We start from the raw sequence: 19587 nt of genomic DNA on the forward strand, positions 1-19587 counted from the left end.
ATATGCAAGCTTACGTTAACTTTTTGCTGGAGGACATTACAGCAGCTCATCGCCCCGCAGATTATTTTAATAAGTCACGAAAAAACTCCGAAGAAGAAGATTTGGAAGAAGCATTACTAGAATCTGAAATGTTTGTGTCACAGGAGGTAAGATCTGGATTTGAAGGCTACTGTGGGTTGAAGCGGGAGAGCTTTCCTCCTGTAGATCAGCTTTCCAACGAGCAGCTTGCTCAATTGACGTCCTCCTTTGTAAAAATGATGGAGTCTTGGAATTTGTTGGTTCACTTTCCAGATGATCTTCCGCAGCCAATACGATATGAGCTATTGATGGAGATATTAGTAGGACCAGTAATGATTTTCAATCATGGCTACTGGGGTTTTGACTTTTGTACTGGTGAACCTGTAGGCTGTAAGTTAGGTGAGTATTGTCCCTGTTTGAATAGAGAATAATAAGATCCACAAAAAATCAAAATTCAAGCTGATATGTTAGCTTTTCCAAAGTGCCAAACTTTGGGAAATCTCTGAATTATAAGAGGGATTAGTGTTAACTAGAAATCATCCCCATAAATTCTACCAGTCCTACCACTTCAATGTCACCTCTCATCGGAAACCGATCAGATCCTGAGTAAACCATATATTTTTTGGTTGCTCCTATATCTGCGCATGCGCGATGAAAGCCGGAACTGATCGTCGGAGCACTGGACTTTTTGATTTCAATCCCCCAAACTTCCTTTGTTCCAAATTCTAGAACCAGGTCAATTTCGGCTTGGTTACTCGAACGATAATAGCTCGCTGTCCAGTCAGCCGGTAATTGATTTAAGATATTTTCCATCACAAAGCCCTCCCAACTTGCACCAACTGCCGGATGTCCTAAAAGCTGTTCGAAAGATGAAATGTTCCACAAACTATGTAACAAGCCTGTATCTCGAATATAAACCTTGGGAGTTTTAACCAATCGTTTTTTTGAGTTGCCCGACCAAGGCTGAACTTGCCTGACCATAAAGAAGTCCTGAAGAATATCTAAATAAGATCGGGCAGTGGTATGGCTGACTTCCAAACTCTTAGCGATTTCCGACAGTACGGCTTGTTGCCCATGATAGTGAGCTAACATAGACCAGAAACGCTTCATTCTCGTAGCCGGAATCGATGGTCCAAACAGCGGAATATCTTTTTCTACATAGGTAGAAACGAAGTCTCGTCTCCAATTTTGGCTTTCCGCTTCTGAATCTGCCAGGTAGCTATCTGGGAATCCTCCCCTGAACCACAATTTCTCCAGATTGAAACCCAATGGATCATTCTGATATAGTTCCTTTACAGAAAAAGGGGCTAATTCCAAGTATCGAATTCTTCCTGCCAGTGATTCTGAAGACTGTTGCAAAAGATCTCGTGAAGCTGACCCTAAAAGCAGAAAATGTCCAGCACGCTCTCCACTCCGTTTTCGGATGTCCACCAAAGCTCTAATTACAGGAAAAAGTTCTGGTTTGCGTTGTACTTCGTCTATGACCAAAAGCTGATTTTCGAAGCGTTTCAAATAGCTTTCCGCATCATCCAACTTGGCTAAGTCGGAATTGAGTTCCAAATCTAGGTAGTGAATAGGTTTGTCCACAGCAGACTTCACCAGCTCTAAAGCTAGTGTAGTTTTCCCCACTTGCCTTGGGCCGAGAATGACCACTACGGGCATGTTTTTCAGGCTTTGGAGGAGGCGATCTTCTATAAGTCTCGTGATCATGCTTTTGTGTAAACTTTCAATTTGCATGAAATGTAGTTTAAATTCATGCAATATGAAAGTTAAACTTTCAATTTGCATGAAATTAGATAGTTTTTTATGTAATCTGAAAGGTATATTAATTATAAGAGGCTTTTTTGTAATTCAAACAAGTCTGCTTTTAAGCGAGCTTTTGTACCCTGATATGCCTTTAGATTATATACCTGTTTACCGAAATTAGAGCGAAACTTCCCGATATCTACTTCGTGTCATACGGATAAACTTTTCTTCCTCCCCAGATATTCAGCCTGATCCAAAGCTTTTCCAAAGTTTAGAACTTTGGAAAAGTTGAATGCGGTCAGGAATAATTTTCTGACATAAAAAAAGCCCTTTCTTTTCAGAAAGAGCTTTAGCAATGTACCCAGAGCCGGAGTCGAACCGGCACGCCTTGCGGCATTGGTGTTTGAGACCAACGCGTCTACCGATTCCGCCACCTGGGCTTGTGGTGAGAGTGTGTCTCATTCCTGTCACTTGCGTAACGGGATGCAAATATGAGCAAAGAATCTTTTTTCTACAAACTCATATTGTTACTTCTTCTATTTTTCGCGAACTAAATGCAACTGGTCTCTCTGAGAAAAGAGCTTTGGTGAATGTCCATACACTTTTAAAAAGCTCAGAATCACGGTATTGATTCAGGTATTCTTCGCTTTCCCAGTGGCTGTGAGTTATGAAAATATTTTTCTCATTTTCATCTTGCCAAAGCTCTAAATGCAGACATCCAGGAAAATTGCGGATGGATTGCTTATTTACATGGAAATTTTCCAAGAAATCTTCCACAGCATCTGGCCTAAAAGTCAAGCGAACTATTCGAATCAGCATTAGGGATGAAAGATCACATAGACTACGCTGTCGTATTTCATGCCAAGTAAATCTCCTCCATGACCATGATTAATTCCGATTTCTAGTAAGTCCAAACTGTTAAAGAAAGCAAAACAATCTCCTGGTTCTACCTGATCGTAGCCATTGTTCAGTTTGCTGACAGATTCTCTTGCAAACTCGATAGTGAAATTACCCGGATTCAATTTGTCGAAGACAGTCTTATTGATGTTTGTAATCAGATTCCCATAGCGATCCACACGAAGGACATGTCCTACAATCTGCTCACGTGTGGCTTTTGGATGACGGGACATAAGCTTTCGGAAGTTTTTTAGTGGTCCTCCGAAGTCATGTATGGCAGCCCCACTGGCCACCTTAGCGGCAATTGGTGCCAAGATATCTTTGGTAGGAAAAGTAGAGTCCTTCAGGTGAATATCAGCAAATTGAACCATAATGCCAGGTTCATGATCGGCTAATAAGCTAATTATACCATTATTTGGGCCTATGAAAATATGGTCTTCCAGCTTAACACCAATATATCCATGTGTGATACTTCCCGTAGTATTCAAGGATATTAAATGTACAGTCCCTTTGGGGAAGTCTCTGAAGGTAGAGCGCAACACAAATGCCGCATGGGCAATGTCAAATGTGTCGATATTGTGCGAGATATCGATGATATTCAATTGGGGGTTTACAGCAAGCATTTTAGCTTTTACTGCCGGTACGTAATAATCTTTGTCCCCAAAATCTGAGAGGAATGTAACCAATGCCATAGAAGCAAGTCAATTAAAATTTTTGTACTTTTGTTTGGGAGGGTATCGAACAAAAGTAGATATTTTATTCTTCTACCTTCAATGAAAATCTAATCAATAGAAATAGTTTGGTCGAAAAAGTAATCACCTTAGAAAATGTCCCCTTGGCTGAGTTTTTAGGCGAAGCCAATGAGAATATCCGGCAAATTGCTGCTGCATTCCCCCAAAGTAAAATCATTTCTCGCGGTAATGAGATTCGAATTCAAGGAGGTGCTCCTGAGATTCTACGAATTAATGATGTTCTAAATCTTTTGCTAGAGCATATAGATCGCTTTGGTCACATCACTCCAGAGAACGTGAAGGACTACCTTGATGTGGAAGGCGTACCTTTCGAAGAAGCCAATCGTGATCAGGTCATCGTCTTTGGCAACAAAGGATTAGTCATCAAACCTAAATCAGCTAACCAGAGAAAATTGGTTGAGTCTGCCATGCAGAATGACTTGGTTTTCGCCTTAGGTCCTGCTGGAACCGGAAAAACCTATATAGCTGTAGCATTAGCTGTTCGTGCTTTAAAAAACAGGGAAGTAAAACGGATTATTATTACTAGACCAGCAGTGGAAGCTGGAGAAAACCTTGGGTTTTTGCCTGGTGACTTGCAGGAAAAGTTGGATCCTTACTTAAGACCAATTTACGATGCGCTCCAAGATATGGTGCCACCCGAAAAGCTCAAATATTATCAAGAAACGAGAGTCATCGAAATTGCGCCTTTAGCATATATGCGTGGAAGAACACTTCATGATGCTTTCGTATTGCTGGACGAAGCCCAGAACACGACTAATGAGCAGATAAAAATGTTCTTGACCCGAATGGGGCCCAATTCCAGAGTGATAATTACAGGTGATCAGACGCAAGTGGATCTGCCGATTAGACAAAAAAGTGGATTGACTGAAGCACTAAAAATCCTGAAAGACGTGAAAGGAATTGGGGTGGTACAACTGAGTGGAAAAGATGTAATCAGACACAGATTAGTGAAATCCATCATCGAAGCATACGAAAAAGATCATTATCACAAAGAGCAAGAGAGAAATGAGTCTGCAGGTAGAAAAAATAACTCGTAATGATCAGCTGAAAGCAGCATACTTTATTAGGAAAGAAGTTTTTGTAATTGAGCAGAAGGTAGATCCGAATAAAGAATATGATGAATTTGAAAGTGTTTCCAAACACTTTATAGCATGCATAAATGGTAAGCCAACTGGAACAGCACGCTGGAGAGTTACTCCATATGGGGTAAAATTAGAGCGGTTTGCAGTCCTGAAAGAGGCTCGAGGCAAAGGTGTAGGCCTAGCTTTGGTAGTGGCAGTTTTAGAAGATATTAAGGAGAATCCAGACGCAGCAAGTATGAATAAATACCTTCATGCACAGTTATCAGCAGTGCCACTATATCAAAAATTTGGTTTTGAGATAGTAGGAGATATATTCGAAGAGTGTAATATTATGCACTATAAAATGCAATTGGCGTAGGTTTTGACATTGAACAACCAACTAATTATTGAAATATGAAAAAATCCATTTTTACATTAACTCTTATTCTTGCAATGGCCGCAGCAAGTTTTGCTCAGGAGGTTATTTCAAGTAGTGGTGGAACAACACCAAAAACAGGTGGTTTTACAAATGAAATTCATGTGAATTTTGTGACATTGATCTGGTTTGGATCACTTGAAGTAGGCTATGAGCGTTATTTGAGTGATGACCATTCTTTAGAGTTCAAAGGGCTCATTAATGATCGATTTGGATTCAATAATGAAAATAATGGGAAAAAGTACAAGACTAATTCCTTGCAGGCGTCTATGAATTTTTATTTTGGAGACAATTCAAATGGTAGATTTTTTATCTTCCCTTTAGCTAAATATAGATTTGGCGATTTTGAAGAGCCTGTTAGTGGGGATGGAATACAAACTACTGATATGAATGCGTTCATCTTAGGTGCTGGGGCTGGATATAAGTGGGAAATGTCTAAAAATTTCGCTTTTGGTCCATTTGCTAGTGTGTCTAGGAACTTTAGCGATGCAGTATCTGATAGATTTACAGCGATCGAGTTTAACGCTGGATTCAACCTGGGTTACAGATTCTAAGATTTAATCAAAAATTGAGATTTAAGAGTCCTGCATTTGTGGGACTTTTTTTTATGCCTATCAATTATGTATATCCGCTATTTTACCAGTTAACAGTTATAAGCATTATAAAATCTGTTTAACTCTAAATTTTTAAGCCACTTCGGTCACTCGTCATCGTTCTTCCAGCCTTCAAAGCAAAATTGGGTTTACTGGCATCATTGCGGAAATTCATACTAATCAATATGTATATCCGCAATTCTACCAGTAAGGAGACTAAAGCAATACGAAATAAGCTCAACTCTAAATTTTAGGCCACTTCGGTCAACTGTCTTCAGTCTTCCAGCCTGATGAGCAAAGAATTAATGGCTACTGGCAAGATTGCGGATATTCATACTAATCAATAATAGGTAGAGTGGAAAAACAACTTGATCAGAATTACGGCAGATTTTATAGAAAAATAAAGTAAATTAAATCTCTAAGTTTTTTCGATATGAGATTTGCTGACTTTCCATTTTTACGGTATCTCCCTTTTGTATTGCTCGGGATCTTCTGGGCACAATCTCCCTTTTCGTTTAACTTTCTTTCGCTAGCCATAATCCTGTCACTACTTTGGGGTGCGTACTTGATTTTTGTATCACTTCTTGCCACACGTAAGTCAACCCATCAGCCAAGTTATCTGGGGTATTTAGCGTTGATAGCTTTAGGAGCACTTCTAGTTGCCAATAAGCAGAAGCAATCTGCCCGGCAGACCGATTTTTCTAATTCAGTCTCCTATCTGGCAGAAGTCACGATGTACGATCAACAAAAGCCTAATTCCTTCGAAAATCTTCTAGAAGTGAAATCAGTTTTTCAAGAAGGAAAATGGACGGATGCAGAAGGGAAAATTCTTGTTTATCATCAAAATAAGAAACCGCTTGAGCCAGGTCAAATACTTCTGGTGAACAAATTACCTGAGACTATCGCAAGCCCTCGAAATCCTAATGAATTTGACTATAAGGAATACTTGTCTAGGCAAGAGATCACCTATCGGCAGTTTCTTGGTAAAGATTTTCAAGTTGTTGATTCGGTATCCAAAAGTGGTCCTAAATACTTTTTGGTGCATTTACGACAGAATATTGCCGAGATGCTCAAGTCGAAAATACCTGATGACAAATCTGCTCAAATTGCTTTAGCCTTACTTTTGGGACAGAAAAAGGAGCTTGATCCTACCATTCGTGAAGCGTATACTCAGGCTGGCGTCATGCATATTCTAGCTGTTTCTGGCCTTCATGTTGGGATAATTTATGCGCTATTTATTCTGATTTTGAAGCCTCTCAAAATGAAAAAGGAAAAGTCAAGGCTTTACCTTTTATTCGTCATTTTGATTATTTGGCTCTACGCTTTTCTGACAGGATTATCTCCCTCTGTGGTTCGAGCAGCGACGATGTTTTCCTTATTGACACTGGGACAGATGCGTGAGCGTCGACCTTCAATTTATAATATTCTGGCATTTTCAGCCATACTTATGATCACCTTTAATCCCGATGTGATCTATGAGGTAGGATTTCAACTGTCCTATTTGGCAGTATTTGGCATAGTAATGATCCAGCCTTTAATATTGAATTGCTGGTTGCCTAGGAGCAAGGCGCTAGAATATATCTGGCAATTAATTTCGGTCAGTTTAGCAGCTCAATTGGTCACATTTCCACTTTCCATCTATTATTTCCATATTTTTCCTACCTACTTTTTGCTCGGTAATATGCTCATTTTACCGCTGGCATTTGTCATTATGCAAGTAGGTGTGCCGCTGATGATTTTTGGATGGGTTCCTCTGGTGGGAGATGTATTAGGCTGGGCTTTGAGTTGGCTGATTTGGTTCCAAAATTATATTGCAGAGCTCATAAGATTGATTCCTGGCGGAAAATTGGATCGATTGACAATGGATTTTTCTGGAATGATATTGGTGTGGGGAATTCTTTTGATTGCTACCTTTTGGGAATTTGGTTCCAAAAGAACACTTACTTGGATGGCATTGAGTCTAGCTTTTCTATGGACTGGAGTCCAGCTGTATTCCGTAGTGAATGTGCCGTCCAAGGAGCTGATAGTATATCAAGGAAAGAAATCTCACATGTTTGATTTCTCGGTTTTTAACGAGCTATATTCTTTTAATCAAGGACTAGAAGAAGGTGAAATCAGCTACTCTGTAGATCGAAATCGTATTCAACAACATGTGTCGCAGTTGCCAAAAACCTTATATGCTATACAAAAAGACTCAATACAACTGGCTTTTCTCAAGACTAATGTCACGCTACATCCGCAAGAAAATCAACTCCACTTTACTTCTCCGCCGACATCAATGTATTATTGGTCTGATGGAAAGTGGGTTAATATGGAATTGAGGCATTCTCTACCGTTAGATTCCTTGGCTTACAGAATACTTTTCTGAGTTTGGTTTTGCAAAGCCTGCTATTGAAACTAACTTGATCCCAAACCTAACTTATAATTCTAATGAACGCTGTACTTACAGAGATCAACGATAGAATAGGAACCATCACCCTGAATAGACCAGAGAAACGCAATGCCCTTGGTCCTGAGTTGATTGCTGGATTATATAACGCATTTGAGGCTATGAATGCAAACGAGGATGTGAAGGTAATCGTGTTAAAATCTACAGGAAAGGCATTTTGTGCAGGTGCAGATCTTGCTTATTTGCAGCAGCTTCAGGATTTTTCTTATGAGGAAAATCTAGCCGATAGTCGCCGATTGATGGAGTTATTTAATTTGATTTATTGTCTACCCAAAGTCGTGATAGCAGAGATTCAAGGCCATGCTTTGGCTGGAGGCTGTGGATTGGCTACAGTTTGCGATTTCGCTTTTTCAGTCCCTGATGCATTGTTTGGTTATACTGAAGTTAGAATTGGTTTTGTTCCAGCATTAGTTTCCGTCTTTTTAATGGAGCAGATTGGGGCTGCCAAAACACAGGAATTACTACTTTCTGGAGAGTTTATCTCTTCAACCAAAGCCGCCGAATTAGGGCTGATTACTGTCGTAGAGCCAGCTGAATTTCTTTCACAATCCGTGCAAGAATTTGCACTCAAGCTCATTTCCCAAAATTCAACTTTCTCCATGGCGAAGACGAAAGCACTTTTGCGTCAGCTAAATGAGACAGAAAGAAATAAGTCACTGCAACTCGCCGCGGAAATAAATGCCAAGGCTAGAGCTCATGCAGACTGTAAAAAGGGAATTGCGGCATTCTTGTCTAAAACTTCGCCCGATTGGTAAATGTTGAATCGCGCGACTGAGATCCTTCATCAGGTATTCGGGCATGCTGATTTTCGGCCAGTCCAAAAAGAAATTATCGAGTCAGTTTTGGCTGGGCAGGATACACTTGCACTTTTGCCGACAGGCGGAGGAAAATCACTTTGCTATCAGATTCCAGGCTTGACGCTAGATGGGATTTGTCTAGTGATCAGTCCGTTGATTGCTTTGATGAAAGATCAAGTAGATGCGCTAAAGTCTCAGGGAATCAAAGCTGCGGCCATTTATTCAGGGATGAGCTATCGGGAGATTGATCGCACGCTGGATAATTGCATTTTTGGGGATTATAAATTTCTCTACGTTTCTCCTGAGCGATTGAAAGCAGAGCTTTTTATAGAGCGTTTTCGACAGATGAAAGTTAATCTTATCGCAGTTGATGAAGCACATTGTATTTCTCAGTGGGGCTATGACTTTCGTCCTCCTTATTTGGAGATTGCTCTGATTCGGATATTCCACCCAAAAGTTTCTGTTTTGGCATTGACGGCTTCTGCCACTCCGCAAGTTTGTGCGGATATCATGGAGAAGTTAGAGATGAAAAAGGCGGCAGAGTTTCATCAGAGTTTCGCAAGAAAAAACTTGAGCTACAGTGTGCGACTAGTAGAGAATAAACTTGAAAAAGGACTGGAGATACTCAGTAGAATCGATGGTACAGCCATCTGGTATGTGAGGAGTCGACAAGGAACACATCAGATCGCCAAGGCGCTCGGTCAGCTCGGGATTTCTGCTTCCGCTTACCATGCGGGCCTTTCCATGCAGGACCGAGCCAAGCGGCAGGAGGCATGGATGAAAAATGAAGTGCGTGTGATGGTGAGTACCAATGCTTTTGGAATGGGGATCGACAAGCCAGATGTGCGGGTGGTGATTCATAGTGATTTGCCAGAAAACGTAGAGAATTACTATCAGGAAGCGGGTCGTGCTGGACGAGATACAGCAAAGGCCTATGGCGTTCTGTTAGCCAATAAGCAGGATTTCGAAACAATATTGGCGCGTGCGGAGCTGGTTTATCCACCGATAGATTTTGTGAGACGGGTGTACCAATGTCTTGCAAACTACTACAGAATTGCAGTGGGTAGCAACATGTTGAGTAGTTTTGATTTCGAGTGGAGTGAGTTTGCAAACACTTATCAATTAGGCGTTTTGGAAACCTTTTATGCGCTGAAGTTGCTAGAAGAAGAGGGTTTTATCGGACTGAGTGAAAGCTATTATTCGCCTTCCAAAATCCATTTCACTGTAGATCCCTCTAGGCTCTATGAGATTCAGATTGCCTATGTAAAGCTAGACCCTGTGGTCAAAATCATGATGCGAACTTACGGTGGGAATGTTTTTTCGGAGTATATAAAAATTCAAGAATCAAAATTAGCGAAGTCTCTTAATGTTTCTGAAAGTGAAGTGATCAAGTCACTCAAGCAGCTAGAGCAGCTGGAAGTAATGGTTTACGATCAGCGTAAGGACAAACCTCAAATTACTTTTTTGACTCCTCGATATGATGCTGGGAAAATGCCTCTCAACTTTAAACGCATAGAGCTGCGGAGAGCATTGACACTGGATAAGGCACAAAGTATGGCAAAGTATGGTCAGCAAACGAATCTTTGTCGCACGCAGTTTATTCAGGAGTATTTCGGAGAAAAGACGGATCAGCAATGCGGTGTGTGCGATATTTGCTTAGCACTACGCAAAGCAATTCAGCCTGAAGCGGCAGAAACGAAGCTTAGAAATAAGATTCTCGAAACTATAAGTGAGGCGGGAGAGTTAACAGAACGTCAACTATTCGAAAGCATCCGTTTGCCAATGGCTGAAAAAAACCTTCGTGTTTTGCGCATTTTGCAAGAACAGGGATATATTACACGACTCGCCTCTGGCAGCTACACCTTAACAATTCATGAGTAATTTCCTTGACGATTTATTCAATAAAGTTTTCAAGTCATCGGAGAAATCGCCGGTGACACATAAGGAAAACGTGGTAATTAAACTAGAGGAAATAGCAAATGCCACAAGTTGGATGAATTCGAAGGAAGGTGCAGAGACTTTCAAATTGATTTCCAAATCTTATCACTTCAAAACGATACAGATTGAGGACAAACCCCAAACCCATATTTTGGACTCAAAGTATGCTAGAGGATTTGCAATCACCTATGAAGAACCTCTAGATGAGCAAACTTTTTCGTTGCTTTTCTTGGCTTTTGCGCAGCGAGTTCTAGCTTTGGGATACAGAAAAGTGAGTTTGGATAGAAAAATGGAAGAAATAAATGAGCAAGTTAAAATCACCGATAAGTATTATTTCAAACCTCCAATCGTTGAACTTGCAGCAAATGAACTGATTTCCCAACTCTATGGCAATGTTGCTATAGAGAAGGTTAGCATGAATAACCAGCCAAACTACCTCAAGGTTTTAGTGACATTTTATTCGGACAGGCTATACCATGACCCTAAACCTTTCGATCATTTTCTTGATCATATATTAGAAGCAACCCATGATGGACAGATTTAACTTAAGAGAGCAACTAGGAAGATATCGTACTCCATATGAAGAAGAAGCCAACTTTATCCAGGATTTTTGGGATTTGACAGAGGTTCCTATTGCCTACGAAAGAGCTCGGCTGGAAGGTCATTTTACTGCTTCTGCTTGGGTCGTGAATAGAAAGCGTACTCATACGCTGCTCACGCTTCATCGCAAACTTGGAAGATGGCTTCAGCTCGGTGGACATGCCGATGGAAATGAGGATCTGCTAGAAGTAGCAATGAAAGAGGCAGAAGAAGAAAGTGGCTTGAAGAGTTTGGAGTTTGTGGATAAAACTATTTTTGATTTGGATAAGCACATCATCCCTGGGCGTCCACATGTTCCAGAGCACTTTCATTTTGATGTTCGATATATTCTGGAAGCTGATCTTTATGAACCCTTGGCCAAAAGCGATGAGAGTATTTCATTGGCTTGGGTAGCATTTGACTCGGTACAAGATGTGATTGGGTACAATCCTTCTATACTGAGAATGCTTGAAAAGACTAGTAAATCAGAAATTCTACTTTAATGCTCCAGATTGATCCTGCCGGAATTAAGTCAGAGATGACTTTCTGCATTCCTATTCAAGTGAAGTTCTCTGACATTGACGGCTACCTCCATGTAAACAATGGGATTTATTTCAATTATTTCGAGCATTCAAGAGGTGAGTTTTTACTGAGAAAATGCGATTGGGATATCATGGAGTTTGGTGCTGTGGTAGCTCGAGTTGAGATGGATTTCATCCGGCCTATTCATTTGGAAGATGAAGTAGAAGCTGTACTTAGCTGTTCTAGAATAGGGAATAGCTCTTTTGATCTCGAGCAATATCTTGTAGGTAAAACCAAAGAAGGAGAAGAGGTAGTGTATGCGAAATGTAAGTGTACGGTAGTTTCTGTAGATATCAATACAAAAAAGCCAAGTCCACTTTCAGAAATCTATCGGGCAAAACTTCAGCCTAAACTCTGATACAAATGGAGCAATCCTTATCTTTGCCCAAAATTTAAGCTGTGAAAAAACTTTGGATAATTGCCGTGATAGTAGCGGGACTGATGGGTTGTAGCCCAAGTGAAGAGGAATTGGTGAAGGCTGGAATACAGCAGATGGATTCCCAGAATTGGGGTGAGGCTATCAGCTTCTTTAATCGCGCGTTAGAGATAAACCCAAGCAATGGGACTGCACTGAATGCTAAGGGCGCTGCACTTTTCCAGGAAGAAAGATTCGAAGAAGCTATTCCTATTTTTACGGCGGCAATCGATGCAGATTCTGCCAGCTACAAAGCTTGGTTCAACAGAGGAAATGCAAACTTGAAGCTTGAAAATTTCAAAAATGCAGTTTCTGACTATAACATGGCAACAATACTAGACCCTAATCAAACCGATATTTATTACAATCGTGGACTGGCTTTGCTAGGGTTAGAGGAATACGAAGATGCCTTGTTGGATTTTGACAAAGCGCTGCAGGCTAATCCTAATCAAGCGCTTGTGTATTTCAATCGTGGCAAAGCCCAACTAGGCAACAACGATCCAGCAGGAGCAATGCAATCGCTTACAGAATCAATCAATTTGGATGGGCAGAACGGTGCTGCTTTTTACTTACTAGGAGTGACGAGAATGTCGGCATTAGGAGAAGCCGAAAAGGAAGAAGGTTGTGCAGATTTGAAGTTGGCTCTTCAGCTAGGTTTTACAGAAGCCAAAACTTGGATAGAAGATTTTTGTGAATAAGATGGCAGACATAGGCAAAGATATATCGCAGGCAAAGCATCTGTTGGATGCGGGTGAATTAGTCTCTATCCCAACAGAGACTGTATACGGATTAGCTGGGAATGCACTGAGTTCTGTGGCAGTTGCCTCAATTTTTGAGACAAAAGATCGCCCTAGTTTTGACCCACTGATTATTCATGTTGCTTCTCTTTTGGAAGCTAAAAACTATGTAACTGATATTCCAGTGTCTTTGAATGCTCTCGCAGAGCGTTTTTGGCCAGGGCCGCTTACACTTTTACTTCCAAAGAATAATAACATTCCAGATATCGTGACTGCAGGCTTAGAGCGTGTGGCTGTTCGCGTACCTGATCACCCACTTACATTAGAATTACTCTCTCAGCTAGCTTATCCCTTGGCAGCGCCTAGTGCAAATCCATTTGGATACATCAGCCCAACATCTCCGCAGCACGTGCAAGCGCAGCTTGGAGAAAAGATTTCTTACATTTTGGATGGAGGAAAGTGTAAGGTGGGACTGGAGAGTACTATAGTAGGAATGGAAGATGATGAGATAATCGTATATCGATTGGGTGGTTTGGACATCTCCGAGATCGAGGAGCTAGTTGGACCAGTGACTGTGAAAAGCTATAGCACCTCTAATCCCCAAGCACCAGGTTTGCTTGAGACCCATTATTCGCCTAGCAAACCATTCTTGATCGGGGATTTGGATGAATTGATTTCGAAATATCTTGGTCAAGGGGATGATTTCGCAGTTCTTTCTTTAGATAAATCCTTTTCAGTAGTTTCTGGAAGAAACCAAATAGCGTTAAGTCCAAACTCTGATTTGAAGGAAGCAGCTACACATCTTTTTGCTGCGATGAGAAAACTCGATGAATCAAATGCGACTATAATTTTGGCGGAATTGATGCCTGATACTGGACTTGGCAGAGCCATAAATGATCGTTTAAAACGAGCTGCAACAAAAGAATAAAACTGAGTTCAAGTCTTTTTCAATAAATTGATCCAAGTCGAAAGTCGATTTTTGCCGTAATCTTTGATAAATTCACACCTGACTTTTACCTATAAAAGTCATCAAAAGCTAATAACCATACTATGAACTCTAGAATCAAAAATGTAGATAACCTTAGTTTTGAAGGAAAAAAAGCACTCGTGAGAGTGGATTTCAATGTTCCTTTGGACAAGGATTTGAATGTAACAGACGACACAAGAATCCAAGCTGCTCTACCTACGATCAACAAAATATTGAACGATGGCGGCTCAGTGATTTTGATGTCACACCTCGGCAGACCTAAGTCTGGTCCAGAGGATAAATTTTCTTTAAAGCATATTGTAGTAGAATTAGAGAAAGCACTTGATAGAAAAGTGAAATTTGCTCCGGACTGCATTGGGAGAGAAGCTGAAATGCTTTCTGAAGGTTTGAAGTCAGGCGAAGTGTTGCTTTTGGAAAACCTTAGATTTCACAAAGAGGAAGAAAAAGGCGATGTTGACTTTGCTAAAAAACTATCCAAGCTTGGCGATATCTATGTGAATGATGCTTTCGGCACAGCACATAGAGCGCATGCTTCTACGGCTGTAATAGCGGAGTTCTTTAAAGAGAAAGTTTGTGGGTACTTGATGCTTTCTGAGTTGAAAAATGCAGATAAAGTTCTTGATAATGTAGAGAGACCATATATAGCAATCATGGGCGGTGCCAAAATTGCCGATAAGATTATGATCATCGAGCAATTGCTGAACAAAGTGGATACCTTGATAATTGGCGGAGGCATGTCGTACACATTTGCCAAAGCGCAAGGCGGAACTATCGGCGATTCTCTTTTGGAAGCAGACAAATTGGACTTCGTTTTGGAGCTTATGGAAACAGCTAAGGCAAAAGGAGTGAACCTGATACTTCCGGTGGACACGGTCATTTCCAAGGCTTTTGCAAATGATGCTGAGCAAGCTTTGGCAAATAAGGGGGAGATTCCTGACGGCTGGATGGGCTTGGATATCGGACCAAAAACAGCAGAGCTTTTTGCAGCTGAAATAATGAAATCAAAGACTATCCTTTGGAATGGACCAATGGGTGTTTTTGAAATGTCATCTTTCGACAAAGGAACAAAAGCAGTTGCTGAAGCAGTGGTGGCAGCAACTAAAGCTGGCGCATTCTCATTGATCGGTGGTGGAGATTCTGCTGCTGCAGTGAACAAGTTTGGTTTTGGAGAAGATGTTTCTTTTGTTTCGACAGGTGGAGGAGCATTGCTAGAGCATATGGAAGGCAAAGTGCTTCCAGGAGTTGCGGCTTTGGAGCCTTAAATCTTTCAGACCTTTGGGGTTTTCAAAACCCCAAAGGTCTTTTTTTAGATTTTTTTACTCTCGCTTACGAAGATTTTTTTAACCACAGAGCTCGCAAAGGAAGGCGCAAAGGGCACAGACATTTTCTTAAATAATTTGATCGTCTCCAATTGTAGCTAAAACTTGCCCCATCGGGGCAAACTATGGGTAGCTCATTGATTATTGCATCCTTTTGCTGTGCCTTTAGGTACAGCACTAGAAAAAAATGATCTAAATTTCTAAGTTGATTTTTAACCATTACATTGAAAAATGGACAAAATAAATCTAAATGAGATTTTGCAAATCGAGGATTTGTTGAATGTGAAGATCAGATTCAATTTGATGTTTAGAGATAATTGGAACCCAATAGACGATTTTAAAAATGGTAACCTTGAAGTGATGCTCGAAGGTCATTATCATAATTATCCTAATAAAAGATCTTACAAAGTAGGGCAAGTGACCATTGCATTTGTCAAGATACACCCCAAAGAAAATTATTGGTTGTTGTTCCATATTGGAAAAGTGACTAAAGACTTAAATGTCTACAATGGAATAGGCTACGAATATGAGGCATTGAAGGAATACGAAAAATACTTTGGGCGATTAATTATAAGATTTAAAAATAGATCTCAAATGATGATTCGGAATGCAGCATCTGTAATAGACGATTGCGAAGTATCACAATTATTGCCTGATACTTTTGACAATGATCTTTTTCCAGGCTATGATAAGGTGAATATTTCTTGGATTGAATTAAAAAGAGTAATCGAAAAGGACACTTGGAAAACTGCCTTAGAAAATCAAAAGGGCGTTTATTTACTTACAGACATATCTAATGGTAAACAATATGTAGGCTCAGCGTATGGGGAAAGCATGATTTTAGGTCGTTGGCGTTTTTATATTAGAAATGGGCATGGTGGAAATATAGGATTAACACCTATAAACTTCATTCACGTTCAGGAAAATTTTAGGTTTTCAATTTTGGATATCTATAAATCTACAACCGACGATTTAATTATTATAGCCCGGGAAAATTGGTGGAAACAGATATTACAATCTAGAAGATTTGGCTACAATGAGAATTGACGGTTGCTGAATATTTCAAAATTTCGAGGTCAAATGCCGGTAGCTCGGGAGACCTCTATTGTTAATTATGAATAATGAACATCGAATGATGAACTTCGAATCCTGAATATTAAAGGATTTGCGTAGTTAGAATTCCACTTCTACTAACACAGGGAAGTGATCAGAAGGGTGCTTTTTGCCATATCCGTTATTTAGGATTACTCTAGAGGTTTTTTACAGATAGATTTTTGGATGTCTTTTAGAGAGCTTCTTAAAATTATCTTCAGTTAGAATATAATTAAGTATTTGATATCTTTACGATATGGGAACTCATGATGATATCACAGCTTTTCTGAATGATTTGGATATAAAGCTCAAAAAAGAGATGCCAAGAATCCGTAGAGAAATCAAAGTTTATGAGGAAAAGTTGAAAGAAGGAAGGTTGACTTTGAATCCTAGACCATCACCGCAATTCGGTGGATAGGCCTTTTTTAACGGTGGTTGCAGGTTGCAATGGTTCAGGTAAATCCTCATTTTCCAATGCGATAGTTCCTAAAGGTGTCATACCCTTTGATTATGACAAAAACTTTTTAAAAACCTATGACAGGTTAATTGACACAGAATTTAGAGATGTAATGGCTCACAGTATTGTTACAGCCGAATTAGAAAGTGAGATTCAGGATTCTCTTTTAAAGCGCAAGAATTTCTGTTACGAAACCAATTTCAATTCAACTCCATTATTTTGGCCTGAAATGTTTAAAGAATCAGGGTTTGCTTTGAATTTGGTTTTTTTCTGCTTGGATTCAGTAGAAGAAGCAAAAAGGCGCGTGCAAATTAGAGTTGAAAATGGCGGTCACTTCGTTCCTGAAAGTGAAATAGTGAGTCGTTATTATGAGGGATACCGTAATTTGAACAAGCATTTCCAGTATTTCGATAACGTTCATTTACTCAATTCCAGTTATTACTATCAAGAGCCAAAACATATTTTAAGCATTGGAAAAGGGCAGGTTTTGGCTGTTGGTCACGTCCCTGAATTCTTAGATGAATTGATTCCAAGAATTATATGCTTGACATGATAGTGTGTCGCATTCAGATAGTATACACTAATCTCGCTATCCTCCGTAAAACAATACTTCCTCTTTTTTCTGGGTTTCTACTTTTAGCATGGTGCCATTTATGCTCTTTAAATAGAGTAAAAAGGAATGCTGCTTCTGGAGAAGCAGCATAACTAAGGTTAATTGGGAATGTAGAATGATGAACTTCGAATACTGAATTTAGATCAGTTTAATTATTAGAATTCAACTTCTACTAACACAGGGAAGTGATCAGAAGGGTACTTTTTGCCGTAGTTGTCCGTAAGAATTCCATGACGAATGACTTTGATGTCACCTTTGACAAAAACATGGTCGATTATGCCCTCAGGCATTCTTTCCCAGTCAAATCCTGTGAAAGTGCCAGCTGGTCCATAGGCTGGGATCTCTGAAATCAGTCTAGCGTCTTTCCAATCTGGGTCAGAGGTGATCGTGGTATATGCTGCATTATCGGGTTTTACATTGAAGTCTCCCATGAGTATAGCTGGAGCGTTTTCTTTGTTGATTTTAGCTACTTGAGCCATGACCAATTTGCTGCTTTCTTCCCGGGCTTGTTGACCTATGTGATCATAGTGAATGTTAAATACAAAAAAGGATTTTCCAGATTCATCTTTAAATTTCCCCCAGGTGCAAACTCTATTCAATGCGGCATCCCAACCTTTGCTCGGCTTCTCAGGAGTTGGAGATAGCCAAAAGGTGCCTTGATCTAGAATCTCAAACTTTTTCGGGTTATAGAGAATCGCGGCATACTCACCCTTTTCGGTTCCATCATCACGGCCAACGCCAATATATTTATATCCAAGTTCAGTACTCAAGTCAGTCAGTTGATTATGTAATGCTTCCTGTACACCGAATAACTCGATTTGATGAAACTGAATTAAACTTGAAACATGTGATAATCTATCTGCCCAAAGGTTTCCGACGTCATTTTGATTGGCATATCGGATGTTGAACGTAGCGAAATTGTGTGTTTGAGCTGAAGAATGAAAGGTGATTCCTACCACGAAAATGAGCAGAAATGCAAATGATTTTAACAGGTGACGCGCGATTGTAAGCATGATTTTAGAACTTATTCTTGAAAAATGGTTTATGTAATTGAATTTGAGTTTTAATTTTAGAAATACCAAGATGAAATGTAAAGACTTTATAATTCAAATTATAGATTTTGAAAAAACATCTGACATCCTGCATCGAACACCCAACAACACTATCTAATGAAAACCTTTTATCCCACTGACCTCTCCACTCCCGAATTTCATGCCTTGCTACAGGGAGCCGTAGCTCCTCGACCAATTGCTTTTGCCAGCACAGTAGATCTTGATGGAAATGTTAATTTGAGTCCTTTTAGTTTTTTTAATTTGTTCAGTACCAATCCTGCTATAATGATTTTCTCCCCTTCGAGAAGAGTGCGGGATAATACAACAAAGCATACCCTCGAAAACGTGTTGCAAGTGCCAGAGGTGGTAATTCATGTGGTTCATTTTGGAATGGTGGAGCAGATGTCACTTGCTAGTACAGAGTATGCAAAAGGGGTTAATGAGTTCGAGAAAGCTGGGTTTACTCAGGTGATGTCAAATGAAGTGAAACCCCCTCGAATCAAGGAAGCACATGTGGCTTTTGAGTGTAAAGTAAATGAGGTAAAGTCGCTTGGCGATAGTGGAGGAGCAGGGAATCTGGTGATTTGCGAGGTGCTTGTAGCGCATGTAAATGAATCGATCTTGGATGAAATGGGTGTAATTGATCCTAGGAAGTTAGATGCTGTGGCACGATTAGGCGGGAATTGGTACAGCCGAGCAAGTGGCGCATCTCTATTTCAAATTCCAAAGCCTTTACGTACGCTTGGTCTTGGAATAGATCAAATGCCTGAAGCAGTTAAAAACAGCACAATATTAAGTGGGAATAACCTCGGGAGATTGGGCAATGTGGAAGCATTCCCAAGTGAGGCTGAGGTGGCAGAATTTGGACAAAGCCCAGAGATCAAAGAGATGAAAGTTCGCTTTCAGTATGATCAAGACTCTATGGCTGATCACTTACATTTGTTGGCTAAAGAAGCGCTGGATGACGATGATGTCGAAAGAGCTTGGTTGATATTGATGCAGGAAGGATACAGTGAGCAGTCTCAGTGAGCAGTTTTCGGCGTTTTGCTGGTAGTAAAAGTAGGTT

21 protein-coding genes and 1 tRNA gene are annotated in these 19587 nt (G+C 40.2%); 17 read left to right on the forward strand and 5 right to left on the reverse strand.

Annotated elements, in window-relative coordinates; translation table 11 throughout:
- Nucleotides 1–2 precede the first annotated feature (2 nt).
- Entirely contained in the window at nt 3–449 is a 447-nt protein-coding gene (locus BVH02_RS18065; RefSeq protein ID WP_086502877.1) for a hypothetical protein, read from the forward strand.
- 94 nt (nt 450–543) lie between these two features.
- On the opposite strand, the gene BVH02_RS18070 is transcribed toward BVH02_RS18065, so the two are convergent.
- The 4 genes from BVH02_RS18070 to BVH02_RS18085 all read right to left on the reverse strand — a co-directional run bounded on the left by BVH02_RS18070 (nt 544) and on the right by BVH02_RS18085 (nt 3353).
- On the reverse strand, nt 544–1728 hold the full coding sequence (locus tag BVH02_RS18070) for an ATP-binding protein (protein ID WP_086502902.1): 1185 nt from the start codon (nt 1726–1728) through the stop codon (nt 544–546).
- Nucleotides 1729–2122: 394 nt separating this feature from the next.
- A tRNA-Leu gene (locus tag BVH02_RS18075) sits at nt 2123–2204 on the reverse strand.
- 79 nt (nt 2205–2283) lie between these two features.
- Nucleotides 2284–2583, reverse strand: a complete 300-nt coding sequence (locus BVH02_RS18080; protein ID WP_086502878.1) for a putative quinol monooxygenase — start codon at nt 2581–2583, stop codon at nt 2284–2286.
- Nucleotides 2583–3353 carry an SAM hydrolase/SAM-dependent halogenase family protein gene (locus tag BVH02_RS18085; protein WP_086502879.1) on the reverse strand — a complete coding sequence of 257 codons (771 nt, stop codon included), beginning with the start codon at nt 3351–3353 and terminating at the stop codon, nt 2583–2585. The genes BVH02_RS18080 and BVH02_RS18085 overlap by 1 nt, the downstream gene beginning before the upstream one ends.
- 107 nt (nt 3354–3460) lie before the next feature.
- Here BVH02_RS18085 and BVH02_RS18090 point away from each other — a divergent pair, with 107 nt between their 5' ends.
- From BVH02_RS18090 to BVH02_RS18155, 15 genes are all read left to right on the forward strand, one after another.
- Entirely contained in the window at nt 3461–4450 is a 990-nt protein-coding gene (locus BVH02_RS18090; RefSeq protein ID WP_086502880.1) for a PhoH family protein, read from the forward strand.
- The gene (locus BVH02_RS18095) at nt 4419–4853 is read left to right on the forward strand and encodes a GNAT family N-acetyltransferase (RefSeq protein WP_086502881.1); all 435 of its coding nucleotides are present in this window, start codon (nt 4419–4421) and stop codon (nt 4851–4853) included. The genes BVH02_RS18090 and BVH02_RS18095 overlap by 32 nt, the downstream gene beginning before the upstream one ends.
- A 35-nt stretch (nt 4854–4888) precedes the next feature.
- Nucleotides 4889–5464, forward strand: coding sequence for a DUF3575 domain-containing protein (locus BVH02_RS18100; protein WP_086502882.1), 576 nt, complete (start codon nt 4889–4891; stop codon nt 5462–5464).
- Between the two features lie 472 nt (nt 5465–5936).
- A complete protein-coding gene (locus BVH02_RS18105) occupies nt 5937–7871 on the forward strand; it encodes a ComEC/Rec2 family competence protein (RefSeq protein ID WP_086502883.1) in 1935 nt (644 codons plus the stop codon).
- 62 nt (nt 7872–7933) lie between these two features.
- On the forward strand, nt 7934–8707 hold the full coding sequence (locus BVH02_RS18110; RefSeq protein WP_086502884.1) for an enoyl-CoA hydratase/isomerase family protein: 774 nt from the start codon (nt 7934–7936) through the stop codon (nt 8705–8707).
- Nucleotides 8708–10630, forward strand: a complete 1923-nt coding sequence (locus BVH02_RS18115) for a RecQ family ATP-dependent DNA helicase (RefSeq protein ID WP_086502885.1) — start codon at nt 8708–8710, stop codon at nt 10628–10630. It begins immediately after the preceding gene.
- A complete protein-coding gene (locus tag BVH02_RS18120) occupies nt 10623–11231 on the forward strand; it encodes a hypothetical protein (RefSeq protein ID WP_086502886.1) in 609 nt (202 codons plus the stop codon). The genes BVH02_RS18115 and BVH02_RS18120 overlap by 8 nt, the downstream gene beginning before the upstream one ends.
- The gene (locus tag BVH02_RS18125) at nt 11218–11769 is read left to right on the forward strand and encodes an NUDIX hydrolase (protein WP_086502903.1); all 552 of its coding nucleotides are present in this window, start codon (nt 11218–11220) and stop codon (nt 11767–11769) included. The genes BVH02_RS18120 and BVH02_RS18125 overlap by 14 nt, the downstream gene beginning before the upstream one ends.
- On the forward strand, nt 11769–12206 hold the full coding sequence (locus BVH02_RS18130; protein WP_086502887.1) for an acyl-CoA thioesterase: 438 nt from the start codon (nt 11769–11771) through the stop codon (nt 12204–12206). The genes BVH02_RS18125 and BVH02_RS18130 overlap by 1 nt, the downstream gene beginning before the upstream one ends.
- 41 nt (nt 12207–12247) lie before the next feature.
- The gene (locus BVH02_RS18135; protein WP_394363996.1) at nt 12248–12961 is read left to right on the forward strand and encodes a tetratricopeptide repeat protein; all 714 of its coding nucleotides are present in this window, start codon (nt 12248–12250) and stop codon (nt 12959–12961) included.
- 1 nt (nt 12962) lies between these two features.
- Nucleotides 12963–13928, forward strand: a complete 966-nt coding sequence (locus BVH02_RS18140; protein WP_086502888.1) for an L-threonylcarbamoyladenylate synthase — start codon at nt 12963–12965, stop codon at nt 13926–13928.
- Between the two features lie 122 nt (nt 13929–14050).
- Nucleotides 14051–15250, forward strand: a complete 1200-nt coding sequence (locus BVH02_RS18145; RefSeq protein WP_086502889.1) for a phosphoglycerate kinase — start codon at nt 14051–14053, stop codon at nt 15248–15250.
- A gap of 288 nt (nt 15251–15538) precedes the next feature.
- A complete protein-coding gene (locus tag BVH02_RS18150; protein WP_086502890.1) occupies nt 15539–16354 on the forward strand; it encodes a GIY-YIG nuclease family protein in 816 nt (271 codons plus the stop codon).
- A gap of 301 nt (nt 16355–16655) precedes the next feature.
- On the forward strand, nt 16656–16817 hold the full coding sequence (locus BVH02_RS21470) for a hypothetical protein (RefSeq protein ID WP_158093911.1): 162 nt from the start codon (nt 16656–16658) through the stop codon (nt 16815–16817).
- Nucleotides 16810–17409 carry a zeta toxin family protein gene (locus BVH02_RS18155; RefSeq protein WP_086502891.1) on the forward strand — a complete coding sequence of 200 codons (600 nt, stop codon included), beginning with the start codon at nt 16810–16812 and terminating at the stop codon, nt 17407–17409. Before BVH02_RS21470 ends, BVH02_RS18155 begins: the two co-directional genes overlap by 8 nt.
- Before the next feature lie 215 nt (nt 17410–17624).
- On the opposite strand, the gene BVH02_RS18160 is transcribed toward BVH02_RS18155, so the two are convergent.
- Nucleotides 17625–18482, reverse strand: a complete 858-nt coding sequence (locus BVH02_RS18160; protein ID WP_086502892.1) for an endonuclease/exonuclease/phosphatase family protein — start codon at nt 18480–18482, stop codon at nt 17625–17627.
- A 156-nt stretch (nt 18483–18638) separates the two neighbouring features.
- Here BVH02_RS18160 and BVH02_RS18165 point away from each other — a divergent pair, with 156 nt between their 5' ends.
- Nucleotides 18639–19550, forward strand: a complete 912-nt coding sequence (locus BVH02_RS18165) for a flavin reductase family protein (RefSeq protein WP_086502893.1) — start codon at nt 18639–18641, stop codon at nt 19548–19550.
- Nucleotides 19551–19587: the final 37 nt, after the last annotated feature.

This window comes from Algoriphagus ratkowskyi (assembly GCF_002150505.1).
GTDB lineage: Bacteria > Bacteroidota > Bacteroidia > Cytophagales > Cyclobacteriaceae > Algoriphagus > Algoriphagus ratkowskyi.

What these genes read in the sequence shown, in the direction of transcription:
- BVH02_RS18065 (WP_086502877.1), top strand. Translation starts at nt 3, where the DNA reads ATGCAAGCTTACGTTAACTTTTTGCTGGAGGACATTACAGCAGCTCAT.
- BVH02_RS18070 (WP_086502902.1), bottom strand. Translation starts at nt 1,728, where the DNA reads ATGATCACGAGACTTATAGAAGATCGCCTCCTCCAAAGCCTGAAAAAC.
- BVH02_RS18080 (WP_086502878.1), bottom strand. Translation starts at nt 2,583, where the DNA reads ATGCTGATTCGAATAGTTCGCTTGACTTTTAGGCCAGATGCTGTGGAA.
- BVH02_RS18085 (WP_086502879.1), bottom strand. Translation starts at nt 3,353, where the DNA reads ATGGCATTGGTTACATTCCTCTCAGATTTTGGGGACAAAGATTATTAC.
- BVH02_RS18095 (WP_086502881.1), top strand. Translation starts at nt 4,419, where the DNA reads ATGAGTCTGCAGGTAGAAAAAATAACTCGTAATGATCAGCTGAAAGCA.
- BVH02_RS18100 (WP_086502882.1), top strand. Translation starts at nt 4,889, where the DNA reads ATGAAAAAATCCATTTTTACATTAACTCTTATTCTTGCAATGGCCGCA.
- BVH02_RS18105 (WP_086502883.1), top strand. Translation starts at nt 5,937, where the DNA reads ATGAGATTTGCTGACTTTCCATTTTTACGGTATCTCCCTTTTGTATTG.
- BVH02_RS18110 (WP_086502884.1), top strand. Translation starts at nt 7,934, where the DNA reads ATGAACGCTGTACTTACAGAGATCAACGATAGAATAGGAACCATCACC.
- BVH02_RS18115 (WP_086502885.1), top strand. Translation starts at nt 8,708, where the DNA reads ATGTTGAATCGCGCGACTGAGATCCTTCATCAGGTATTCGGGCATGCT.
- BVH02_RS18120 (WP_086502886.1), top strand. Translation starts at nt 10,623, where the DNA reads ATGAGTAATTTCCTTGACGATTTATTCAATAAAGTTTTCAAGTCATCG.
- BVH02_RS18125 (WP_086502903.1), top strand. Translation starts at nt 11,218, where the DNA reads ATGGACAGATTTAACTTAAGAGAGCAACTAGGAAGATATCGTACTCCA.
- BVH02_RS18130 (WP_086502887.1), top strand. Translation starts at nt 11,769, where the DNA reads ATGCTCCAGATTGATCCTGCCGGAATTAAGTCAGAGATGACTTTCTGC.
- BVH02_RS18140 (WP_086502888.1), top strand. Translation starts at nt 12,963, where the DNA reads ATGGCAGACATAGGCAAAGATATATCGCAGGCAAAGCATCTGTTGGAT.
- BVH02_RS18145 (WP_086502889.1), top strand. Translation starts at nt 14,051, where the DNA reads ATGAACTCTAGAATCAAAAATGTAGATAACCTTAGTTTTGAAGGAAAA.
- BVH02_RS18150 (WP_086502890.1), top strand. Translation starts at nt 15,539, where the DNA reads ATGGACAAAATAAATCTAAATGAGATTTTGCAAATCGAGGATTTGTTG.
- BVH02_RS21470 (WP_158093911.1), top strand. Translation starts at nt 16,656, where the DNA reads ATGGGAACTCATGATGATATCACAGCTTTTCTGAATGATTTGGATATA.
- BVH02_RS18160 (WP_086502892.1), bottom strand. Translation starts at nt 18,482, where the DNA reads ATGCTTACAATCGCGCGTCACCTGTTAAAATCATTTGCATTTCTGCTC.
- BVH02_RS18165 (WP_086502893.1), top strand. Translation starts at nt 18,639, where the DNA reads ATGAAAACCTTTTATCCCACTGACCTCTCCACTCCCGAATTTCATGCC.